General features: G+C 36.6%; 18 protein-coding genes, 1 other RNA gene and 1 other annotated feature. Of the genes, 17 read left to right on the top strand and 2 right to left on the bottom strand.

Annotated elements, in window-relative coordinates:
• Nucleotides 1-18: 18 nt before the first annotated feature.
• The 3 genes from BM305_RS09655 (at nucleotide 19) to aroD (ending at nucleotide 2,873) form a co-directional block, all read left to right on the top strand.
• Nucleotides 19-753 (top strand): LytR/AlgR family response regulator transcription factor, encoded by a 735-nt coding sequence (locus tag BM305_RS09655; RefSeq protein ID WP_177214664.1) that lies wholly within the window; start codon nucleotides 19-21, stop codon nucleotides 751-753.
• A 172-nt stretch (nucleotides 754-925) separates the two neighbouring features.
• The gene (locus tag BM305_RS09660) at nucleotides 926-2,026 is read left to right on the top strand and encodes a sensor histidine kinase (protein WP_207649472.1); all 1,101 of its coding nucleotides are present in this window, start codon (nucleotides 926-928) and stop codon (nucleotides 2,024-2,026) included.
• A gap of 94 nt (nucleotides 2,027-2,120) precedes the next feature.
• Nucleotides 2,121-2,873, top strand: a complete 753-nt coding sequence (aroD, locus tag BM305_RS09665) for a type I 3-dehydroquinate dehydratase (protein WP_092560496.1) — start codon at nucleotides 2,121-2,123, stop codon at nucleotides 2,871-2,873.
• A gap of 108 nt (nucleotides 2,874-2,981) precedes the next feature.
• On the opposite strand, the gene BM305_RS09670 is transcribed toward aroD, so the two are convergent.
• Nucleotides 2,982-3,494, bottom strand: coding sequence for a flavin reductase (locus tag BM305_RS09670; protein WP_092560497.1), 513 nt, complete (start codon nucleotides 3,492-3,494; stop codon nucleotides 2,982-2,984).
• A gap of 142 nt (nucleotides 3,495-3,636) precedes the next feature.
• Here BM305_RS09670 and BM305_RS09675 point away from each other — a divergent pair, with 142 nt between their 5' ends.
• The 8 genes from BM305_RS09675 (at nucleotide 3,637) to BM305_RS09710 (ending at nucleotide 13,188) form a co-directional block, all read left to right on the top strand.
• Nucleotides 3,637-4,251, top strand: coding sequence for an epoxyqueuosine reductase QueH (locus tag BM305_RS09675; protein WP_092560498.1), 615 nt, complete (start codon nucleotides 3,637-3,639; stop codon nucleotides 4,249-4,251).
• Between the two features lie 74 nt (nucleotides 4,252-4,325).
• On the top strand, nucleotides 4,326-4,550 hold the full coding sequence (locus BM305_RS09680; protein WP_092560499.1) for a FeoA family protein: 225 nt from the start codon (nucleotides 4,326-4,328) through the stop codon (nucleotides 4,548-4,550).
• The gene (gene feoB / locus BM305_RS09685; protein WP_092560500.1) at nucleotides 4,547-6,610 is read left to right on the top strand and encodes a ferrous iron transport protein B; all 2,064 of its coding nucleotides are present in this window, start codon (nucleotides 4,547-4,549) and stop codon (nucleotides 6,608-6,610) included. The genes BM305_RS09680 and feoB overlap by 4 nt, the downstream gene beginning before the upstream one ends.
• A 129-nt stretch (nucleotides 6,611-6,739) precedes the next feature.
• A complete protein-coding gene (locus BM305_RS09690; protein WP_092560525.1) occupies nucleotides 6,740-7,750 on the top strand; it encodes a deoxyguanosinetriphosphate triphosphohydrolase in 1,011 nt (336 codons plus the stop codon).
• A gap of 118 nt (nucleotides 7,751-7,868) precedes the next feature.
• Nucleotides 7,869-9,635, top strand: a complete 1,767-nt coding sequence (gene dnaG, locus BM305_RS09695) for a DNA primase (RefSeq protein ID WP_092560501.1) — start codon at nucleotides 7,869-7,871, stop codon at nucleotides 9,633-9,635.
• 56 nt (nucleotides 9,636-9,691) lie between these two features.
• A complete protein-coding gene (gene rpoD / locus BM305_RS09700) occupies nucleotides 9,692-10,801 on the top strand; it encodes an RNA polymerase sigma factor RpoD (RefSeq protein WP_092560502.1) in 1,110 nt (369 codons plus the stop codon).
• Nucleotides 10,802-10,814: 13 nt separating this feature from the next.
• Complete coding sequence (locus BM305_RS09705) at nucleotides 10,815-11,540, top strand: tRNA (adenine(22)-N(1))-methyltransferase (protein WP_092560503.1); 726 nt, start codon at nucleotides 10,815-10,817, stop codon at nucleotides 11,538-11,540.
• Nucleotides 11,494-13,188, top strand: a complete 1,695-nt coding sequence (locus tag BM305_RS09710) for a nucleoside kinase (RefSeq protein ID WP_092560504.1) — start codon at nucleotides 11,494-11,496, stop codon at nucleotides 13,186-13,188. Before BM305_RS09705 ends, BM305_RS09710 begins: the two co-directional genes overlap by 47 nt.
• A 6-nt stretch (nucleotides 13,189-13,194) precedes the next feature.
• Here the strand turns inward: BM305_RS09710 and rnpB are convergent.
• An RNA gene (gene rnpB, locus BM305_RS09715) (RNase P RNA component class A) lies at nucleotides 13,195-13,545 on the bottom strand.
• Between the two features lie 190 nt (nucleotides 13,546-13,735).
• Here rnpB and BM305_RS09720 point away from each other — a divergent pair.
• The 6 genes from BM305_RS09720 (at nucleotide 13,736) to BM305_RS09745 (ending at nucleotide 21,836) form a co-directional block, all read left to right on the top strand.
• Nucleotides 13,736-14,452 carry a hypothetical protein gene (locus tag BM305_RS09720; RefSeq protein WP_092560505.1) on the top strand — a complete coding sequence of 239 codons (717 nt, stop codon included), beginning with the start codon at nucleotides 13,736-13,738 and terminating at the stop codon, nucleotides 14,450-14,452.
• Nucleotides 14,453-14,567: 115 nt separating this feature from the next.
• Nucleotides 14,568-14,868: a binding site (T-box leader), on the top strand.
• Between the two features lie 68 nt (nucleotides 14,869-14,936).
• Nucleotides 14,937-16,028 carry a 3-isopropylmalate dehydrogenase gene (leuB, locus tag BM305_RS09725; protein ID WP_092560506.1) on the top strand — a complete coding sequence of 364 codons (1,092 nt, stop codon included), beginning with the start codon at nucleotides 14,937-14,939 and terminating at the stop codon, nucleotides 16,026-16,028.
• Between the two features lie 5 nt (nucleotides 16,029-16,033).
• Nucleotides 16,034-17,692 carry a dihydroxy-acid dehydratase gene (ilvD, locus tag BM305_RS09730; protein ID WP_092560507.1) on the top strand — a complete coding sequence of 553 codons (1,659 nt, stop codon included), beginning with the start codon at nucleotides 16,034-16,036 and terminating at the stop codon, nucleotides 17,690-17,692.
• Between the two features lie 44 nt (nucleotides 17,693-17,736).
• A complete protein-coding gene (gene ilvB / locus BM305_RS09735) occupies nucleotides 17,737-19,416 on the top strand; it encodes a biosynthetic-type acetolactate synthase large subunit (RefSeq protein ID WP_092560508.1) in 1,680 nt (559 codons plus the stop codon).
• Nucleotides 19,417-19,543: 127 nt separating this feature from the next.
• Entirely contained in the window at nucleotides 19,544-20,626 is a 1,083-nt protein-coding gene (gene serC / locus BM305_RS09740) for a 3-phosphoserine/phosphohydroxythreonine transaminase (RefSeq protein WP_092560509.1), read from the top strand.
• A 46-nt stretch (nucleotides 20,627-20,672) separates the two neighbouring features.
• A complete protein-coding gene (locus tag BM305_RS09745; RefSeq protein ID WP_092560510.1) occupies nucleotides 20,673-21,836 on the top strand; it encodes a phosphoglycerate dehydrogenase in 1,164 nt (387 codons plus the stop codon).
• Nucleotides 21,837-21,850: the final 14 nt, after the last annotated feature.

The raw sequence follows: 21,850 nt of genomic DNA on the forward strand, positions 1-21,850 counted from the left end.
GTGGGACAGGTGGTTAACTTGCTTAAAATTGCAGTATGTGACGATAATGAGTCTATTTGTGGCGAAATTGAAAAAATATTACAAAAAATAGAGAAGGAGTGTTCCAGTAAGCTTGAGATTGAAGTTTTTTATTCCGGTGAGGAGTTGTGTAACGGGATTTCGAATAAAGAGCAGTTTGATATTATTTTTTTGGATATTGAATTGAAATTAATGAGTGGGATAGAAGTTGGAACCAGAATTAGAGAAGAGATGCAGAACGATATTACACAGATTGTCTACATATCTTCAAAAGAAACCTATGCAATGGATTTATTTAAAATCAGGCCATTAGATTTTCTTATTAAGCCAATACAGTATCAAAGAATATATGACGTAATTATGACAGCGCAAAGGCTTATAAATAAGGGAAATCAATTGTTTGAGTACCAGTTTAAACATGCTACATACAAAGTACCTGTAAAAAATATTTTGTACTTTGAAAGTGAAAACCGAAAGATTAATATTATTACAACTGATGAAGTCTATAGCTTTTATGGAACAATAGATAGTGTTTATAAGATGGTAAGGCAGTATAATTTTTTGGAGATACATAAGTCTTATTTAGTGAATTATAATTATATAATAAAGTTTGAATACCGGCAGGTGACATTATCAAACAAGAAAGTGCTGCCAATCAGCCAGATGAACAGAAAACGGATAAGAGCTATTCAGTTACAGTTAGAGAAGGATGGTGTAGATAATGGCCCTTACTAGTTACGACATTACTTGTGGTCTTTTAAACATTTTAGGAACGTATTCTATATACAAGTTTATGAAAGTATTTTTTATGAAAGTTAGAACCAATTGTACAGTGGAAGTTTTGTCGTATGTTTTATATTACATAATATGGAATTCTGTACTGTTTATATTCAAGATTCCTGCCGTTATGATAGTTTGCAATTTGATTTGTTTTTATATCATTACATTAAATTATGAAGCTTCAATAAAGAGCAGACTTCTTGCAATTACCTATATGTATGCAATGCTATGTTTTTCAGAAATATTCATTTCTTCTTTGACAGGATATTTGAAACAAGGGGATGCTTTTTCTCGGTCTGAATATTCATCAATTGTAGGCCAAATAGAGACGCAGCTGTTAGTTTATGCAATTGTTCTGGTGATTGGAAATTATACAAATATAAAGCGGGGAGTAGAAATTCCAATTAGCAGATGGATTTTTATTTTCTCTATTCCGCTAGGTTCCTTTTATATTATTTTTACCATACTTAGGTTTAATAACATGAATCCAGCTAAAACGATGAGTTGTGTAATTGCTTTAATGGGATTGAATATTGCGACATTCTATTTATATGATTCTTTAGCTGCATATTATGAAGAACGGCTGGATAAAATGCTGCTGCGTAAGCAAAACGAATATTATGCGAAGCAATTTGAAATGATGAATCAGTCCAGTGAAAGCTTTCGGGCAATGCGGCATGATTTGAAAAATCATCTGATTGTGCTGGATATGTTTTTAAAGGATGGAGATGCAGGAAAAGCGTCAGAGTACATTTCCAAAATAGTGGATACTTGCTATGGAGAGAAGAGGTTGGTTGAATCTGGGAATATCGAAATAGACAGTATTTTGAATTTTAAATTAGATGAGGCTTATACCAAGGGAATTGATCTTACCTATGACCTGAATATACCATCTTCTATCGCTGTTGAGCCATTGGATTTAGTAGCCATTCTTGGCAATCTTCTGGATAATGCTATTGCGGCATGCAGTAAGGTTACAGAAGAAAGGAAAATATCTTTTTCGTTCCGATACAGCAGAAATAAGATGTATATTCATGTATCTAATCCTTTTTATGGAAAAGTACTGTATAAAAATTCAAAGATTGTTACAAGTAATAGCGATAAACAAAATCATGGAATAGGGCTGTCTAGTGTTCAGTCTATTATCCATAAATACGATGGTACAATGGAGATTTCTCATGAAGACAATGTTTTTAATGTGGATATATTAATGTATATTGACGGATGAATATTAGTTTACATTTATATGGTTTATGGTATAATAGAGGCTGATTTCAGAATTGGACAGTCAGTAAAATTATAATAAAGGTACAGGTGATTAGGTGAGCAGGGTGGTAATGGTAAAGAATGTGGCAATTGGTGAAGGAATTCCTAAAATCTGCGCTTCTGTTACAGGAGCTGTGAGGGAAGATATTTTGAAAGAAACGAGAAATATGTTGCAGGCTCCAGTTAATCTGGTAGAGTGGCGAGTGGATTTTTTTGAAGCCCATAAGGAATCAGACAGAGTAAAAGAAATGTTGTGTGAGATGCGGAAAATTTTAGGGGATATTCCGCTGCTGTTTACGTTTCGTTCTAAAAACGAAGGTGGCGAGGCTGATTTGCCATTTGATCAATATGCCCAGTTAAATTTAACGGTTGCAGAAGAAAAGTTAGCAGATTTAATTGATGTAGAATTATTTTATAAGGAAGACCAGATTCCTGGACTGGTTAAGGAAATACAGAAAAGAGGCACTCTTGTTGTTATGTCTAATCATGATTTTCATAAGACACCTGAAAAAGAGGAAATCATTCTAAGACTTATGAAAATGCAGCAGTTGGGGGCTGATATTTTAAAGATAGCAGTAATGCCTCAGGATGAGAAGGATGTACTGACACTTCTAGAGGCAACCAATGAAATGAGGAGGCTGGAGCAGCCAGTAGTGACTATGTCAATGGGGAAAACAGGCTCAGTAAGCAGGATTGCGGGAGAAGTGTTTGGATCTGCAATTACTTTTGGAACAGTAGGAAAAGCCTCTGCTCCAGGACAAATACCAGCACATGCATTGAAAGAAGTTTTAGGTTTATTGCATGGATAAAGAAAAAAGCACCCTAAAAAACAGGGTGCAGTATGATGTGCACTTGTGGGTAAGGATATTGTGGCTAACGGACAGCCACACCCACACTTTGTTCCTATAAATATATTTTTAGGATTCTTTTTTATAGGCATTTTGAACTTCTACAATATATAATGTATGAAAATCTTCATTTGGATAATAGTTGTCTATTAAGCTTTTATCAATAAAGCTGTCTGCACTTAAAACCTGAGCAAATAATTTTTTGCAGATAAGAACCAGTTTGCCTTCTTCAAAACAAGGAGTACCATTCATATGAGTAACTGTTAAATTTGCTTTTGCAATTTTATCTTCATCCCGGCCTGAAATACTGCCTAAATATCCTAGTTCTTTTTTGAAACCTTCGTTAAAAAAAGTTAATGAAAAGGTATCGTTTGTATCGATAAACTCTTTCGTGTATCGTTGTGGGCGAATGACAACAAAAGCAACATTTTTGGCCCACATAATTCCAAGACCACCCCAAGATGCAGTCATAGTATTTACTTTGTTTTCCGTACCAGCAGTTACCAGCATCCACTCTTTCCCTATCAGGTGAAATGTGTTGCTTTCTAATGTTTCTGGATCTATCATGTTCCATTTACTCATTTATAATACCTCACTTTCTAGTTTTAGATATAAAAATATGGCTTTTCAATATCCTATACCTATTATATAATGATAATGCTAAAATACAAGTAAAATGTTAAAAATTAACTTTATAAACGATTATTGAAAGGTTATCATAAAAATGAATTATCAAAAGGAATTAGATGAAATACTGAAAAATTTGAAACAAAACCAGGAGGTTCCTACACTATTGCTGCATAGCTGCTGTGCTCCTTGCAGCAGTTATTGCCTGGAGTATCTGTCCCATTATTTTTACATTACAATATTTTATTACAATCCCAATATTTCTCCTCAGAAAGAATATGAGAAAAGGATAGAGGAACAGAAGAGATTCATTTCACAGCTGCCAGCTGGTTATGCTGTTTCTTTTTTAGAAGGAAAGTATAATCCCCAGGTGTTTTTAGAGATGGCACATGGGTTGGAAAAAGAGCCAGAGGGCGGAGAACGGTGCTTTCAATGTTATGAATTGCGTCTTAGAGAAGCTGCTGAAATTGCAGCAAATGAAAAATTCGATTATTTCACTACAACTTTATCAATCAGTCCACATAAAAATGCTCAGAAGTTAAACGAAATAGGGTTAAAACTGGAAAAGGAATATGGAGTAAATTATCTGCCTTCTGACTTTAAAAAGAAAAATGGATATAAGCGTTCCATTGAGTTATCAAGGGAATATGATTTATATCGACAAGATTATTGCGGATGCGTTTTCTCAAAAGGGGTTTTTCTTGACAAATAGGATGCTGAAATTTATAATAACGTTAATGAGAATTATTATCAAATTACAAAAGTAAACTGATGTGAGGAAACTAGATGAAGCTGATAGAAGGAAAAATAGGATTTTGTTATAAGGTAGAGGATATGGCATTAGAAAAGTTAATTGAGCGGAGATTAGGTGCTTTGGGATTGACAAAAGGAACGAAATTGTATTTATTAAATAAAAAAGGCGGTTCTTTAATTTTTAAAGTCCGGGGGACAAGGCTGGCTGTTGGGAAAAAAATTGCAGAAGCTATTTTTGTTGAGGAGGCGGCATCATGAGTGAACAGCTAAACGTAGGATTTATTGGGAACCCAAATTGTGGGAAAACCACGTTATTTAATGCGTATACCGGTGCCAAATTAAAAGTTGCTAATTGGCCAGGGGTAACTGTAGAAAAGAAGGAAGGTGCTTTTAAATACCATGAACACAGCTTTAAATTAGTGGATCTTCCTGGAATATACAGCCTAACCTCTTATACAATGGAGGAGAAGCTCTCAAGACAGTATATTATGGAAGGGGAAGTGGATGTAATAGTTGATATTGCAGATGCTTCTTCATTAGAAAGAAATCTTTATTTAACTTTGCAGTTGATTGAACTTGGGAAACCAGTCATACTGGCGTTGAATATGATGGATATTGTGGAAGAACGTGGTATGGAGATTGATTTGCACCGTCTGCCAGAAATGTTGGGTATTCCAGTAATTCCTGTTTCGGCAAGAAGAAGGACGGGACTTGATATTTTAATGCATACAGTTGCTCATCACAAATCAAAAATCCAACAGTGTGTTCTTGAGCATCATCATGATAAAGCAGAAGGTGTGACAAAGGGAATGCACCAACACCAGCACCACCATGAATATGTAATGGTTTATGATGATGTAATAGAAGACAAGATTGATGAACTAATTCAAATAGTAAGAGGAAATTTTGAACACGTAGAGAATCCAAGGTGGGTTGCTTTGAAATTATTAGAGCAGGATGAGGAAATAATAAAGAAGTACCCTGGGAATTATAATGGAATAATTGACAGAAGTTATGAAAATGATATTATTAATCAAAAATATGATTTTATTGAAGAGGTAATCGAAGAAGTTGTAGTAAATAAGGCAAAAATGCAGGAATCGACAGATCGGGCAGATAAGATTCTAACCAATCGTTTTTTGGGTGTTCCTGTGTTTTTAGGAATTATGGCAGTTGTATTCTTCTTGACTTTCACAGTAGGCGATTTTTTGAAAATTGGGTTTGAATATGGTATAAATGCTTTTTCGGATAACCTTTTGAAGTTATTGGTAAAGCTGTCTGCCAGTGATCTTGTCATTTCACTGGTAATCGATGGAGTTGTGGCAGGAGTTGGAGGAATCCTTACCTTTTTGCCTAATATTTTTATTCTGTTTTTAGCACTGGCAATTTTAGAGGACAGTGGCTACATGGCTCGGGTTGCTTACGTTATGGATGGATTAATGGGAAAACTCGGTCTGTCGGGGAGAGCGTTTATACCAATGTTGCTAGGATTTGGGTGTACAGTGCCGGCAATTATGGCATCAAGAGCACTAGAGGATAAAAAGGATAGGTTCAGAACTATTTTAATTACTCCTTTTATGTCTTGCAGTGCAAGGCTTCCTATTTATGTTTTGTTTTCTCAGCTGTTCTTTGGAAAGCATGCAATGCTGGCAGCCTATTCCATGTATGTGTTGGGACTATTTGTGGCAATTTTTGTAGCAATGGCTATGAGGTTATTTACGAAAAAGAAAGAAATCCATACATTACTAATTGAATTGCCTGAGTACAAAACACCAAATATCAGAACAATTTTTATTTATGTGTGGGATAAAGTGAAAGATTATCTGACAAAAGCAGGAACTACTATATTTGTTGCGTCTGTTGTGGTTTGGTTTATTATGAACTTTAATGAAACAGGGCTTACAACAAATATGGGAGACAGCTTTGGTGCATCTATTGGAAAGATAATGGTGCCTGTTTTAAAACCAGCGGGACTTGGGTTTTGGCAAGTAGTTCTTTCTTTGATTTCAGGGCTTGCTGCAAAGGAAGTAGTTGTATCCAGCTTCAGTGTATTGTTTCATGTTTCCAATATTAATTCCAGGGCTGGACAGGATATCCTGGTGAATGCATTGGCAGTAGAAGGGTTTTCGGCCATCAATGCATATGCACTGATGATATTTTGTCTGTTATATACGCCATGTGTTGCTACCCTGGCTGCAATCAAAAGAGAATTACATTCATTTAAATGGTCTTTATTTGCAGTCTGTTTTCAACTATTTGTAGCATGGACAGTAACTACAATGTTTTATCAGATTGCACAAATAATTACAAAATGTTAAAATAGAGATAATAGCGGATTAGAAAGCATGACAGTGTTATAACTTTAACAGGATTCATGCTTTTTATATATTGGAGGAAAATTTTTTGTTATTGTGAGAGGAGGTAATATCATGGAAGAAGAGGTTAAGATAACGCTGCGGCAACGACAGGAAGAGAGGGAACATTTAAGTCTTAGTCCGTTTGCAGCATTTAGCGACCAGTCAAAGGGACGGGAGGTATATGAAGAGCCATGTGATATCCGTCCTATTTACCAGAGGGACAGAGATCGCATTCTGCATAGTAAGGCATTTCGGAGGCTGAAGCATAAGACGCAGGTTTTCCTTGCTCCTCAGGGAGACCATTATCGAACAAGACTTACGCACACTTTGGAGGTTTCCCAGACAGCAAGAACAATAGCAAGGGCACTGCGTTTAAATGAAGACTTGACAGAAGCCATTGCACTGGGACACGATTTAGGACACACTCCTTTTGGCCATGCAGGTGAAAGAGCGTTAAACCGCGTCTGTAGGGAGGGGTTTGAGCATCATCTTCAAAGTATCCGAGTAGTTGAATTTTTAGAGAAAGAAGGAGCTGGCTTGAATCTGACAAAGGAAGTTAAAGATGGGATTCTCAATCATCAGACAAAAGGAAAACCAGCAACGTTAGAAGGAAAAATAGTAAGACTTTCGGATAAAATAGCATATATTAATAGTGATATTGATGATGCAATAAGGGCAAAAATTCTCACAGAAATTGAACTGCCAGAGGAGATTATTAGTGTACTGGGAAATACGACAAGAAAGAGACTGGACGTATTAATACATAACATTGTAATGAACTCTGAAAATATAAACGATATTAGAATGTCACCAGAAATTGAACTTGCAATGGGAGACTTAAGAAAATTTATGTTTACCCATGTTTATACAAATCCCAAGGCAAAGGGACAGGAGGCAAAGGCAGAGCATTTGCTGGAACAGCTTTTTGAATACTATTGTGAACATGTGGAGCTGCTGCCAGAAGAATATATTAAAATGATTGAGAATGAGATCGCTGACAGGGAACGGGTGGTATGTGATTATATTGCAGGAATGACGGATCGATACGCTATCTCAAAATATAGTGAATTGATGGTTCCGAATTTTTGGAACATTTATTAATGGATTTATTGGAAAAAGTATTAGAATTTAGAAGGAAATGTTGATAAGAAAAAAGGAAAAACTATAGTTGTGTCGAATATATTTAATAAAGAGAAAGACAAGTTAATTGGAGGAAGCTATGTTTTATCCAGATGAAATAGTAGAAGAAGTAAGAGAGAAAAATGACATAGTGGACGTGATATCTACTTTCATAAAATTGAACAGGCGTGGAAGCAATTATGTAGGGTTATGTCCTTTTCATAATGAAAAGACACCATCTTTTTCAGTAAGTCAGAATAAGCAGATGTATTATTGCTTTGGGTGTGGAGCCGGAGGGAATGTATACACGTTTATTATGGAGTATGAGAACTATACGTTCCCTGAAGCTGTGAAGTATTTGGCTGAAAGGGTGGGAATCGTTCTTCCAGAAGCAGAATATTCAGAAGAAGCCAAGCGAGCCTCTGATTTAAGAACCAGGTTGTTTGAAGTAAACAAGATGGCGGCCAACTATTATTATTACCAGTTGACCAGCGAACAAGGGAAAACGGCATTGGAGTATTTAAGGAAGCGTGAATTGAAAGAAGAAACGATTAAAAAGTTTGGATTGGGCTATTCTACAAAGTATAGTAATGATTTATACCAGTATTTTAAGTCAAAGAATTATGAGGATAGTTTATTACGTCAGACTGGATTATTCACCTATGATGAGGCAAGAGGCGTTTATGATAAATTCTGGAACCGTGTTATGTTCCCTATTTTAGATGTGAATAATAAAGTGATTGGATTTGGCGGAAGGGTGATGGGAGAAGGAGCGCCTAAGTATTTGAATTCACCTGAAACAACCGTATTTGATAAAAGCAGGAATCTATTTGGCTTGAACTTTGCAAGACTTTCCCGAAAGCGCAGCATTTTATTATGTGAGGGCTATATGGATGTAATTGCCTTACAGCAGGCAGGGTTTCAAAATGCAGTGGCATCATTAGGTACTGCCTTTACATTTCAGCAGGCCAATCTGCTGAAAAGATATGCAGATGAAGTATTTATTACGTATGACAGCGATAAGGCGGGTGTAAATGCAGCTCTTAGGGCTATTCCTATACTGAAAGAAGCAGGATTGTCTGCTAAAGTAATTCATATGAATCCATATAAGGATCCAGATGAATTTATTAAGGCACTGGGAGAAAGTGAATTTGAAAAGAGGATTGAGAAGGCTTCTAATAGTTTTCTATTTGAAGTTGCTGTTTTGGAAAGAGATTTTGATTTTTCAGATCCTGAGCAGAAAACTAATTTTTATCAGGAAACAGCAAAAAAGCTTTGTCGCTTTTCGGACGAGCTGGAGAGAAATAATTATGTAGAAGCAGTTGCCAGAAAATATATGATAAGTCAGGAAGATTTAAAGAAGCTGGTAAACAGGTACGGGGCATCCTTATCTTCTTTTGACACATATGAAGCTAAGACGAGAACAGAACGGGAGAAGAAGTCTCTGAAAGGAACAGACGGCATTAAAGAATCTCAAAAGATATTATTAACCTGGTTAATAGAAGAACCTGAAACTTATACAAAGATTCGGGATATTATATCCGATAGGGATTTTAAGGAATCCTTATTTCAAAAGGTTGCCAAGCTGCTGTTTCAACAGTTTGAGCAGGGTGAGAGAATAAATCCTGCTGCTATACTGGATCAATTTGAAAGTAAGGAAGAACAGAAAGAAATTGCTTCCTTGTTTCATACAGGTGTTAAGGGAGATATGAATCAGATTGAGAAAGAAAAAGCATTTAATGATACGGTACGCAGGGTTAAAAAGCATAGTTTGGATTGGGAGAGCAGGACGGCAACGGATATGAATGAACTGCAAAGAATTATTAAAGAGCAGTCTGATTTACAAAAATTGCATATTTTTTTATAGGATGGTTAGTATAGATAAAAAGACCTACATCGAGGGAGAAAAGAGGATGAAATAGGATGGACGAGAATGTAATAAAATTTTCCGAGAAATTAAAAGAGTTATTGGAATTAGCAAAGAAGAAGAAAAACATATTAGAATTTCAAGAAATAAATGATTTTTTTTCTGACATGGCATTAGATCCGAATCAGATTGAAAAAATATACTCCTATCTTGAAAATAATGGCGTTGATATTCTGAGAATTACAGGTGATGATGAGGATCTGATTCCAGAACTTGATTTAGATGATGTAGAAGAGGAAGATTTGGAAAATATTGATCTTTCTGTTCCGGAAGGTATTAGTACAGAAGATCCTGTAAGAATGTATTTAAAGGAAATTGGAAAGGTACCGCTGTTAAATGCTAATGAGGAAATTGAACTGGCACAAAGAATGGAGCATGGGGATGAGAGTGCCAAGAAACGTCTTGCAGAAGCTAATCTCCGTCTGGTTGTCAGCATTGCTAAAAGATACGTGGGGAGAGGAATGTTGTTTCTGGATTTGATTCAAGAGGGGAATTTAGGGCTTATTAAGGCTGTTGAGAAGTTTGATTATACAAAGGGTTATAAGTTTAGTACTTATGCCACATGGTGGATTAGACAAGCTATAACAAGAGCGATCGCGGATCAGGCAAGAACGATTCGTATCCCTGTGCATATGGTAGAAACCATTAATAAATTAATTCGTGTTCAGAGGCAGCTTTTGCAGGAATTAGGACGGGAACCATTTCCAGAAGAGATATCAAAACAGATGGGACTGCCAGTTGAGAGAGTACGTGAAATCCAGAAGATTTCACAGGAACCAGTTTCACTGGAAACACCAATTGGAGAGGAAGAAGACAGTCACTTAGGGGATTTTATTCAGGATGATAATGTGCCTGTTCCAGCTGAAGCAGCAGCATTTACTTTGTTGAAGGAACAGCTGGTAGACGTACTAGGTACTTTAACAGAACGAGAGCAGAAGGTGCTAAGACTGAGATTTGGTTTGGATGATGGAAGAGCCAGAACCTTGGAAGAGGTAGGTAAAGAATTTAATGTTACAAGAGAGCGTATCAGGCAAATAGAGGCTAAGGCATTACGGAAGCTAAGGCATCCAAGCAGAAGCAGAAAATTAAAAGATTATTTGGATTAGTTAGGAGATAGAAATGCAGCTTTCAAAGAGACTAGGAGCAGTGGCAGGAGAAGTTATGGCAGACAGTTGTGTTGCAGATATTGGGTGTGACCATGCATATGTGGCAATTTATTTAGCACAAAACAGTATTGTAAAGCATATGATTGCTATGGATGTAAGAAAGGGACCTCTGGAAAAGGCAAAAACCAATATTGATGAATATGGATTGTCCGATCAAATTGAGGTCAGGTTATCAGATGGGGCAAAGGAATTGAAGGCAGGTGAGGTGGATACCATTGTAATTGCTGGAATGGGTGGTGCTTTAATAACGAAAATTTTAGAAGAGAGCATTCAGGTTTTAGATCAGGTAACTAGTCTTGTGTTACAGCCACAGACTGAGGTTCCAGCAGTACGCCGGTTTTTGCACAAAAATCATTTTATGATAGAAAAAGAGATTATGTTGATAGAAGACGAGAAATACTACACGGTTCTAAGTGCAAAACCAGGTGAACAGAATAGATTTAACTTAGTTGAATATGAGTTTGGGAAGTATTTACTGGAAAAAAAAGATGCTGTTTTGTGGGAGTTTTTAAAAAATCAGATTGATAAATATGAAGATATTTTGGATAAATTAATGAAAAACAGCAAGAATATAATTAGGCAGGAAGAAATCAAGGAGACATGCAGATTACTTCGATTGGGACTTTTATATTATGAAGAAGATAGTAAAGGAGAAGATAATTGTGACAGAAACCATTAAGGTTACGATAAAGGATGAAATGCGAGAATATCCACAAGGAATCTCTTTGTGGGAAATTAGCGAGGATGTTAAGGAACAATATGACAGTTCTATTATGCTGGCGTTTGTAGATGAAAAGTTACACGAATTGGAGAAGTGCTTACATAAGGATTCAAAAGTCCAATTTGTTACTATAAAAGAAACTGTTGGTTATAAAGTATACTCAAGAGGACTTACATTGCTTATGCTGAAGGCTGTTTATGGAGAAATTGGAAGTGACAAGGTTCGTAAGGTCAGCGTTGAATATTCTTTGGATACAGGCATATATTGTGATATAGATAGTGATGTAAAGATTACAGAAGAACTATTGAAGCAAATTCAATTGCGGATGGAAGACATGGTAAAGCGAGATATTAAGTTTGAAAAAAAATCCATAGGAACAGATGATGCAATCAGCTTGTTTGAACATTATAAAATGTATGATAAGCAAAAGTTGTTTAAATATCGCAGAGGATCAAGAACTAATATTTATAGCTTGGAAGGCTTTGAAGATTACTTTTATGGGTATATGCCATATAGTACTGGTGTATTGAAAAATTTCAAGTTGTTCCCATATGATGAAGGTTTTATCATGCTGAGGCCCAAGATGAAGGAACCAGATCTATTACCTGGTTTTTGTGATCAGCCGAAATTTTACCAGACACTGAAAGAGTCAAATGCATGGGGTAAAGCACTGGAAGTAGATACAGTAGGTGCATTAAATGATGTTATTGCAGGAGGTGGAATAAATGATTTGATGTTAGTACAAGAATCACTACAGGAGAAAAAAATTGCTGAAATTGCAGCTAAAATAGCTGAATCAAAAGATAAAAAATTTGTAATGATTGCTGGTCCATCTTCGTCGGGAAAGACGACATTCTCCCACAGATTAACAATCCAACTTAGAACACATGGGTTAATGCCACATCCAATTGCAGTAGATGATTACTTTGTGGATCGTGAGAATACACCATTAGATGAGGAAGGAAATTATAATTACGAATGTTTAGAGGCGATTGATATTAAGCAGTTTAATGATGATATGACAAAATTGCTAAACGGAGAAACAGTGGAATTACCAAGTTTCAACTTTAAAACTGGAAAAAGAGAATATAAGGGAAATTATAAGAGGCTTGGTAAAAATGATATTTTGGTGATTGAGGGTATTCATGGGTTAAATGATGCATTATCATATTCATTACCGAGGGAAAGCAAATTTAAGATTTATATTAGTGCTTTGACTCAGCTGAATATTGACGAACATAACAGAATTCCAACTACAGATGGGCGGCTAATCCGCAGGATGGTTCGAGATGCAAGAACAAGAGGTACGCTGGCAAAAGATACAATTGCCATGTGGAGTTCAGTCAGAAATGGTGAAGAACAATATATTTTCCCGTTTCAGGAGGATGCAGATGTCATGTTTAATTCAGCATTGATTTATGAACTAGCTGTATTAAAACAATATGCAGAACCTGCTTTATTTGGAATTGAAAGAAATTGTGAAGAATATGCCGAAGCAAAACGCTTGTTAAAATTTTTAGATTATTTCATAGGAGTTACCAGTGAAGAAGTGCCTAAAAACTCAATTTTGAGAGAATTCATTGGTGGAAGTGTATTTAGAGTTTAATATAAAAAAATGAGCAACACTGTAAGCCGAGTTCTGTATTAAATGGTCATCTATCTAGTTCTGATGTTACCATCAGACTCAAGCGACCTACCCTAAAGCACGACGGGCAGCCGTATCGCTTTAAATTCGGTCTTGCTTCAAGTGGGGTTTACATGTGCCCCTGCTGTTACCAGCAGGGCGGTGAGCTCTTACCTCACCTTTCCACCCTTACAGAATATACTTCTGCGGTTTATTTCTGTTGCACTAGCCTTAGAGTCGCCTCTACCGGACGTTATCCGGCACTCTGCCCTGTGAAGCTCGGACTTTCCTCACCTAAGACCTTTCGGTACTAATAGGCGCGACCATCTGTGTTACTCACTAAGCGTTATTCTAACACGAAAATCACTAAAAGTAAATATTTAAGTAATTCCAACTTGAAAATATATCAGAATATTATAGAAGAGCATGTTATAACTTACATGTAATAATTCATTTTATGGCATCATATAAATGTATTTGTAGGCAAAAGACGAGCATATTGTGCCTAACAAAACGAAGGAGGGTTCTTATGAACATGTTAAATGCTACCAATCCATTGATTGATATGGAAAAACAGTTGGGGGAAATTTTACAAAAAGATATTATGGACGTAAGGATAATTGCAGATTTAGGATTATCCCATGAGGATTATAAGATTTTATCATTAAAACTCCGTGGGATGGCTAGATATAATGGTGAGATGAGATTGCTGGAAAAATATAAAATTTGTTTGATGACAATGTGGGTGTTGGCTTGCAAATATGAAAAAGATGGAGAAACCATATGGAAGTTTATGAATAATCTAGTAAATGACATTCCACAATATATGCAGCGTAACTTTTACAGCATTTGCGATTCTACTTTACGAGAAAATGGTTTATCCAGCTATGGGCTGATAATAGATAATATGGATAATCTGATGCAGATGCTGGTCATCCAGTCAGGAATCGATGATATGCTATATCCTTCACTATTTGGCTTGTTGGAAAAAGCAGCAGATTATGAAAACGCAGAGGAAGAAATATTTAAATTATTTGGAAAGGACAGATATTCCTATTTAAAAACTGAAACAAAGCATGAATTATTACTGCTTATGAAGGCAGTATATGAGGATTGCCAGCAGGGAAGAATTAGTCAGAAACAGATTTTGGAAAAGCATCATGAACTATCGAAAGGATTTATTTGTAATTGTTATAAATGGTGCAGAAGTCATATTGGGAAAGAAAATGTACAAATTGTCCGTTAAAACTTGGGTTGGTCAATTAAAAAAGTGTAAAATTACAGAATAAAAAAATTTGATTCTTGACATCAAATTTATTTGTGTATATACTTATTTAAGATCAACTAGATAAGTATATAGAGTGAAAGCTATGATAAGGAGGAGTACATACTCACCAAAAGCAAAGAGAGAAGATGGCTGGTGTAAATCTTCGTGATGGGTGTATTGGAAGTAGCCTTTGAGCATTGAACCGAAAGAATATGGCAAGGCTGTATTTCGTAGGCTTCAACGTAATTCCAACGTTAGAGGGAAGACAATATAAGTGGAGTGTGTTTGAGTGGATTGGAAACAATGATGTTTCAGACAGTTTCATTATCGTATTGATTGAGTGCAGGGTTTTCCCTGAATTTAGGTGGTAACACGGACGTATGTTCGCCCTAAGCAGTAATGCTTAGGGCTTTTTTTATGTGATAGCCCACACACTTTGTTCTAAAAAGAAAGGAAGATGAGCATGAATTATAAGATTGCAGTAATTCCAGGGGATGGTATAGGACCTGAAATTGTAAAAGAAGCAAAAAAAGTTTTAATTGAAATTGGCGAAAAATTCGGGCATAGTTTTGATTTTACTGAGGTTCTATTAGGAGGTGCCTCCATTGATGTCCATGGGGTACCTTTAACAGATGAAGCAATTACAACAGCAAGAAATAATGATGCAGTATTAATGGGTTCTATTGGTGGAAATACTGCTACCTCCCCATGGTATAAGCTTCCACCTGAGAAAAGACCAGAGGCGGGATTGCTAAAGTTAAGAAAATCATTAAATCTTTTTGCAAATTTAAGACCAGCAGTGCTTTATAATGAATTAAAGGGAGCCTGTCCATTGAAAGATGAAATAATTGGTGATGGATTTGATATGATGATTATGCGTGAGCTGACAGGTGGATTATATTTTGGAGAGAGAAAAACAGTAGAAGAAGATGGTGTAATGACCGCTTATGATTCCCTTACTTATAATGAAAACGAAATCAGAAGAATTGCAAAAAGAGGTTTTGACATTGCAATGAAACGTGGTAAAAAAGTTACAAGTGTAGATAAAGCCAATGTTCTTGATTCTTCCAGGCTGTGGAGAAAAGTTGTAGACGAAGTGGCAAAGGAATATCCAGAAGTTTCTTATGAGCATATGCTGGTGGATAATTGTGCAATGCAGCTTGTAAAAGACCCAAAACAATTTGATGTTATTTTGACAGAGAATATGTTTGGTGATATTTTGTCAGATGAAGCAAGTATGGTAACAGGTTCTATTGGAATGCTGGCTTCTGCTAGTCTGAATGACACTAAATTTGGATTATATGAGCCAAGTCATGGTTCAGCACCAGATATTGCTGGTATGGATGTTGCAAATCCAATTGCAACTATTTTGTCAGCAGCAATGATGCTTCGTTATTCCTTTGATTTGGATAAAGAAGCAGATTTGATAGAGGCAGCGGTAAAAGAAGTTTTAAAAGCAGGATACCGGACGGGAGATATTTTGTCAGAAGGTAAAACAAAAGTAGGAACAAAGGAAATGGGTACTCTAATAGTAGATATGATAAAGAAAGGATGATAGCTATGAGAAGTGATTCAGTAACAGAAGGAATGCAGCAGGCACCACACAGATCTTTGCTAAATGCGTTAGGCTTAACCAATGAAGAAAAGAAGAGACCTTTAATTGGAATTGTTAGTTCTCATAATGAAGTAGTTCCAGGACATATGAATCTTGATAAAATAGTGGAAGCAGTAAAACTTGGGGTAGCAATGGCAGGAGGAACACCACTTGTATTTCCAGCAATTGCAGTATGTGATGGGATTGCAATGGGACATATCGGAATGAAGTATTCACTGGTGACCAGGGATTTAATTGCAGATTCTACTGAGTGTATGGCTATGGCACATGCATTTGATGCACTAGTAATGGTACCAAATTGTGATAAAAATGTACCTGGCTTACTAATGGCTGCCGCAAGAATAAATATACCTACTATTTTTGTAAGCGGAGGACCAATGCTTGCTGGTAAAGTAAAAGGTGAAAAGAGAAGTCTTTCCAGTATGTTTGAGGCAGTTGGTGCTTATGCAGCAGGTAAGATGACAGCAGAGGACGTTGAAGAATTCGAGAACAAAGTTTGTCCAACCTGCGGTTCTTGTTCTGGTATGTATACAGCTAACAGTATGAACTGTCTGACAGAAGTTTTAGGAATGGGATTAAGTGGTAACGGGACCATTCCAGCCGTATATTCGGAGCGTATCAGACTTGCAAAGCATGCTGGTATGAAAATTATGGAACTTCTTGAAAAGAATATCAAACCAAAGGATATTATGACTGAAAAAGCATTTATGAATGCTTTGACAGTGGATATGGCACTTGGGTGTTCTACAAATAGCATGCTTCATCTTCCAGCCATTGCCAATGAAGCTGGGGTAAATCTGGATATGGAGATTGCCAATGAAATTAGTGCAAAGACGCCAAATCTTTGCCACCTTGCACCAGCAGGCCATACGTATATGGAAGATTTAAATGAAGCTGGTGGTGTTTATGCGGTGATGAATGAGCTTCAAAAGAAGAATTTATTATATACAGACTGTATTACTGTAACAGGAAAAACAGTGGGAGAAAATATTGAAGGCCGTATTAATTTAAATCCTGAGGTAATACGCCCAATTGAAAATCCATATAGTGAGACTGGTGGAATTGCTGTTTTAAAAGGAAATTTAGCACCTGACACAGCGGTTGTAAAGCGTTCGGCAGTAGTACCAGAAATGATGCAGCATGAAGGACCAGCTAGAGTTTTCGATTGTGAAGAAGATGCCATTGCAGCAATCAAGGGCGGAAAAATTGTTGCTGGAGATGTTGTGGTAATACGTTATGAAGGCCCAAAAGGCGGACCAGGCATGAGAGAAATGTTAAATCCAACCTCTGCGATTGCTGGTATGGGATTAGGAGCAAGTGTGGCATTGATTACAGATGGTCGTTTTTCAGGAGCATCCAGAGGAGCATCCATTGGTCACGTATCTCCAGAAGCAGCAGTAGGAGGTCCAATTGCCTTAGTAGAAGAAGGCGATAAGATTCGGATAGATATTCCAAATAATAAGCTGGAGATGCTTGTTTCAGAGGAAGAGCTAGAGAAAAGACGTGAAAAATGGCAGCCAAGAGAACCTAAAGTTACAACAGGATATCTTGCCAGATATGCCAGAATGGTTACATCAGGGAACAAAGGTGCAGTATTGAAATAACGGATTATAAAATATTTTCTTAAAGAGACGGAAAGAGGTGGAGTATGTTATTATCAGGTTCACAAATTCTGATTGAATGCTTAAAGGAACAGGGCGTGGATACTATTTTTGGGTATCCAGGCGGTTCTGTTTTAAATATATATGATGAATTATATCAACATCCTGAAATCAGGCACATATTAACTTCTCATGAGCAGGGGGCTTCTCATGCTGCTGATGGATATGCACGTTCAACGGGCAGGGTTGGTGTATGTCTGGCTACTAGCGGACCAGGTGCAACGAATTTGGTAACAGGAATTGCAACAGCATATATGGACTCTGTTCCAATGGTGGCAATCACAGGAAATGTACCAACCCCGCTTCTTGGGAAGGATAGTTTTCAAGAAGTAGATATTGCTGGCATCACTATGCCAATTACAAAACACAGCTTTATTGTAAAAGATATTGAAAAACTGGCTGATACCATCAGACGTGCTTTTGAAATTGCACAAGAGGGACGTCCAGGGCCTGTTCTGGTAGATATCACAAAGGATGTTACCGCAGCAAAGACAGATTATGAAAGGACAGCTCCAAAGTTAATCAGCCGTGTCACAAATACTATTACAGAGCATGATATTGAAACAGCAGTAAAAATGATTGGAAAAGCAAAGAAACCAATGATTTTTGTGGGCGGAGGTGCAGTAATCTCTAATGCAGAGCAGGAGTTGAGAGAATTTGTAGAAAAGGTGGATGCACCAGTTACCGATACCTTAATGGGAAAGGGAGCATTTTCAGGTGATAGTGAGTATTACACAGGAATGCTGGGGATGCATGGAACAAAGACAGCAAATCTCAGTGTAACAGAATGCGATTTATTAATTGTAGTTGGTGCTAGATTTTCTGATCGTGTTACAGGAAATGCTTCCAAATTTGCCAAAAAGGCGAAAATACTTCAAATTGATATTGATCGGGCAGAGATAAATAAAAATATTGTTGTGGACCACTGTGTAGTTGGAGATGTGAAGGCAGTACTGGATATTTTAAACCGTAAAATAGAAAAGCAGTATCACAAGGAATGGATAGAACATGTGATGGCAAAAAAAGATGCTATGCCAGTTAAGTATCCAAAAGATAGATTAACAGGTCAATTTGTCATTGAGAAGATATATGAACTTACTGGTGGTGACGCTATTATTACTACAGAGGTTGGACAGCATCAGATGTGGGCATCCCAATTTTATAAATATAAAAAGCCAAGAACTTTTTTAACTTCAGGCGGTCTGGGAACTATGGGATACGGATTAGGTGCCAGCATTGGGGCTAAAGTTGCAAACCCAGATAAAATGGTGTTTAATATTGCTGGTGATGGCTGCTTCCGTATGAATATGAATGAAATTGCTACCGCTGTAAGGTATCAGATTCCAATTATCCAGGTGGTATGTAACAATGGCGTACTGGGAATGGTTCGCCAGTGGCAGACCCTGTTTTATGGTAAACGGTATTCTCATACGGTATTAGAGGATAAAGTTGATTTTGTTAAGCTGGCAGAGGCAATGGGGGCAAAAGCATACCGCATTACAACAATGGAAGAGACAGAGGCAGTTTTAAAGGAAGCAATGGCTTTAAATGAGCCAGTTGTAATAGACTGCATGATCCATTGTGATGACAAGGTATGGCCTATGGTAGCACCAGGTGCTGCAATTGAAGAAGTCTTTTCAGAAGAAGATTTGGAATCTAAAAAATAGTGTTTGGAAAAAATAAAAGTTGACTTAAAAAATGGTAAGTTTTATAATTACTTTTAATAATAGAATTGAATGAGACAGTTTAAGTAATGTTATACAATATGTAATCAAATAAAGGAGGATACACACAGTGGGTCGAATATATAACTTTTCAGCAGGTCCAGCAGTTTTACCAGAAGAGGTTTTAAAAGAAGTAGCAGGGGAAATGCTAGATTATAAGGGAACTGGTATGTCAGTAATGGAAATGAGCCATCGTTCTAAGGCATACGAGGAGATTATTAAGGGAGCAGAACAGGATTTACGTGACTTAATGAACATTCCTGACAATTATAAGGTTTTATTTCTTCAAGGCGGAGCGTCCCAGCAATTTGCTATGATTCCCATGAACCTTATGAAAAATAAAGTTGCAGATTATATTGTAACGGGTCAATGGGCTAAGAAGGCTTATCAAGAAGCGGCAAAGTATGGGAAAGCCAATAAGATAGCTTCATCAGAGGATAAGACATTTTCGTATATTCCAGATTGTTCTGATCTTCCTATTAGTGAGGATGCTGACTATGTTTATATTTGTGAGAATAATACTATCTACGGAACTAAATTTAAGACATTGCCTAATACAAAGGGAAAAACTTTAGTTGCTGATGTATCATCCTGTTTTTTATCAGAACCAGTTGATGTAACAAAATATGGAATTATTTATGGTGGTGTTCAAAAGAACATCGGTCCTGCTGGAGTTGTAATTGTAATTATACGTGAAGACTTAATAACAGAGGATACCCTTCCAGGTACTCCTACTATGCTTCAGTATAAAATTCATGTGGAGAATGAGTCTATGTATAATACTCCACCAGCATATGGTATTTATGTTTGTGGAAAGGTATTTCAGTGGCTTAAAAATATGGGCGGCTTATCTGTAATGAAAGAAAGAAATGAAGAAAAGGCAGCCATTCTGTATGATTTCTTAGATCAAAGTGAATTATTCAAGGGAACTGTTTGCAAAGAAGATCGTTCTTTAATGAATGTCCCATTTGTAACAGGTAATGATGAGCTAGATGCAAAATTTGTAAAAGAGGCAAAAGCAGCCGGATTTGAAAACTTAAAAGGACATAGAACAGTTGGTGGAATGCGTGCAAGTATTTATAATGCAATGCCAAAAGAAGGTGTAATTGCACTTGTTGAATTTATGAAGAAGTTTGAAGCAGAGAATAAATAAACAGGGGGATTTCAGTGAATGAAATCTGTGCATATAGGAGGAAAAAATGGTAAAAGTAAATTGTTTGAATCCAATTGCAAATTGCGGTTTGGATTTATTGACAGAAAATTATGAAAAAACAGATAATTTTCAAGAGGCAGATGCTGTATTAGTGCGTAGTGCTGCAATGCATGACTTGGAATTAGCTGAGAATTTAGCAGCAGTTGCACGCGCTGGAGCAGGAGTTAATAATATTCCTTTAGATAAATGTGCTGAAAAGGGAATTGTTGTATTCAATACACCAGGTGCTAATGCAAATGGTGTGAAAGAATTAGTCATTGCAGGTCTGATGATGGCTTCTCGTGATATTATTGGTGGAATTAACTGGGTAAATGAAAATAAGTCAGATGAAGCAATTGGAAAAACAATGGAAAAGGCTAAATCAAAATTTGCTGGAAGAGAAATTCAAGGAAAAAAGCTTGGAGTAATTGGATTAGGAGCAATTGGTGTGCTTGTGGCAAATGCAGGGAATCGCTTGGGTATGGATGTTTATGGATGTGATCCATTTTTATCAGTTGAACACGCTTTAAATATGTCAAGGGATATTACACTAGTGAAGACCCGTGAAGAGATTTTTAGAGAATGTGATTATATTACAGTTCATGTGCCTTTACTTGATGATACAAGAGAAATGATTAACAAGGATACTATGGCAATGATGAAGGATGGTACAGTAATTCTGAATTTTGCAAGAGATCTGCTTGTTAATGATGATGATATGAAGGAAGCATTAGAAAGTGGAAAGATTGGAGCATATGTAACAGATTTCCCAAATCCGAAGACTGCAAATATGAAAGGGGTTATTGCCACTCCACATTTGGGAGCATCTACTGCTGAATCAGAAGATAATTGTGCAATCATGGCTGTCAGAGAGATTATGGATTATATGGAGAATGGTAATATAAAAAATTCTGTCAATTATCCAGCTTGTGATGCAGGTGTTTGCAACACCGCAGGACGTATTACGGTCTGCCACAAAAATGTACCTAATATGTTGACTCAGTTCACAGCCATTTTTTCAAAAGAAGGCATTAATATTGAAAATATGATTAATAAGAGTCGTGGAGAATATGCATATTGTATCTTTGATATTGGAGCTGCTTCTACGGATCATTTAGTAGAACAGTTACAAGATATTGAAGGCGTATTAAAGGTAAGAATAATCAAATAGAACTTGATAGATTT

Source organism: Anaeromicropila populeti (genome assembly GCF_900112775.1).
GTDB lineage: Bacteria > Bacillota > Clostridia > Lachnospirales > Lachnospiraceae > Anaeromicropila_A > Anaeromicropila_A populeti.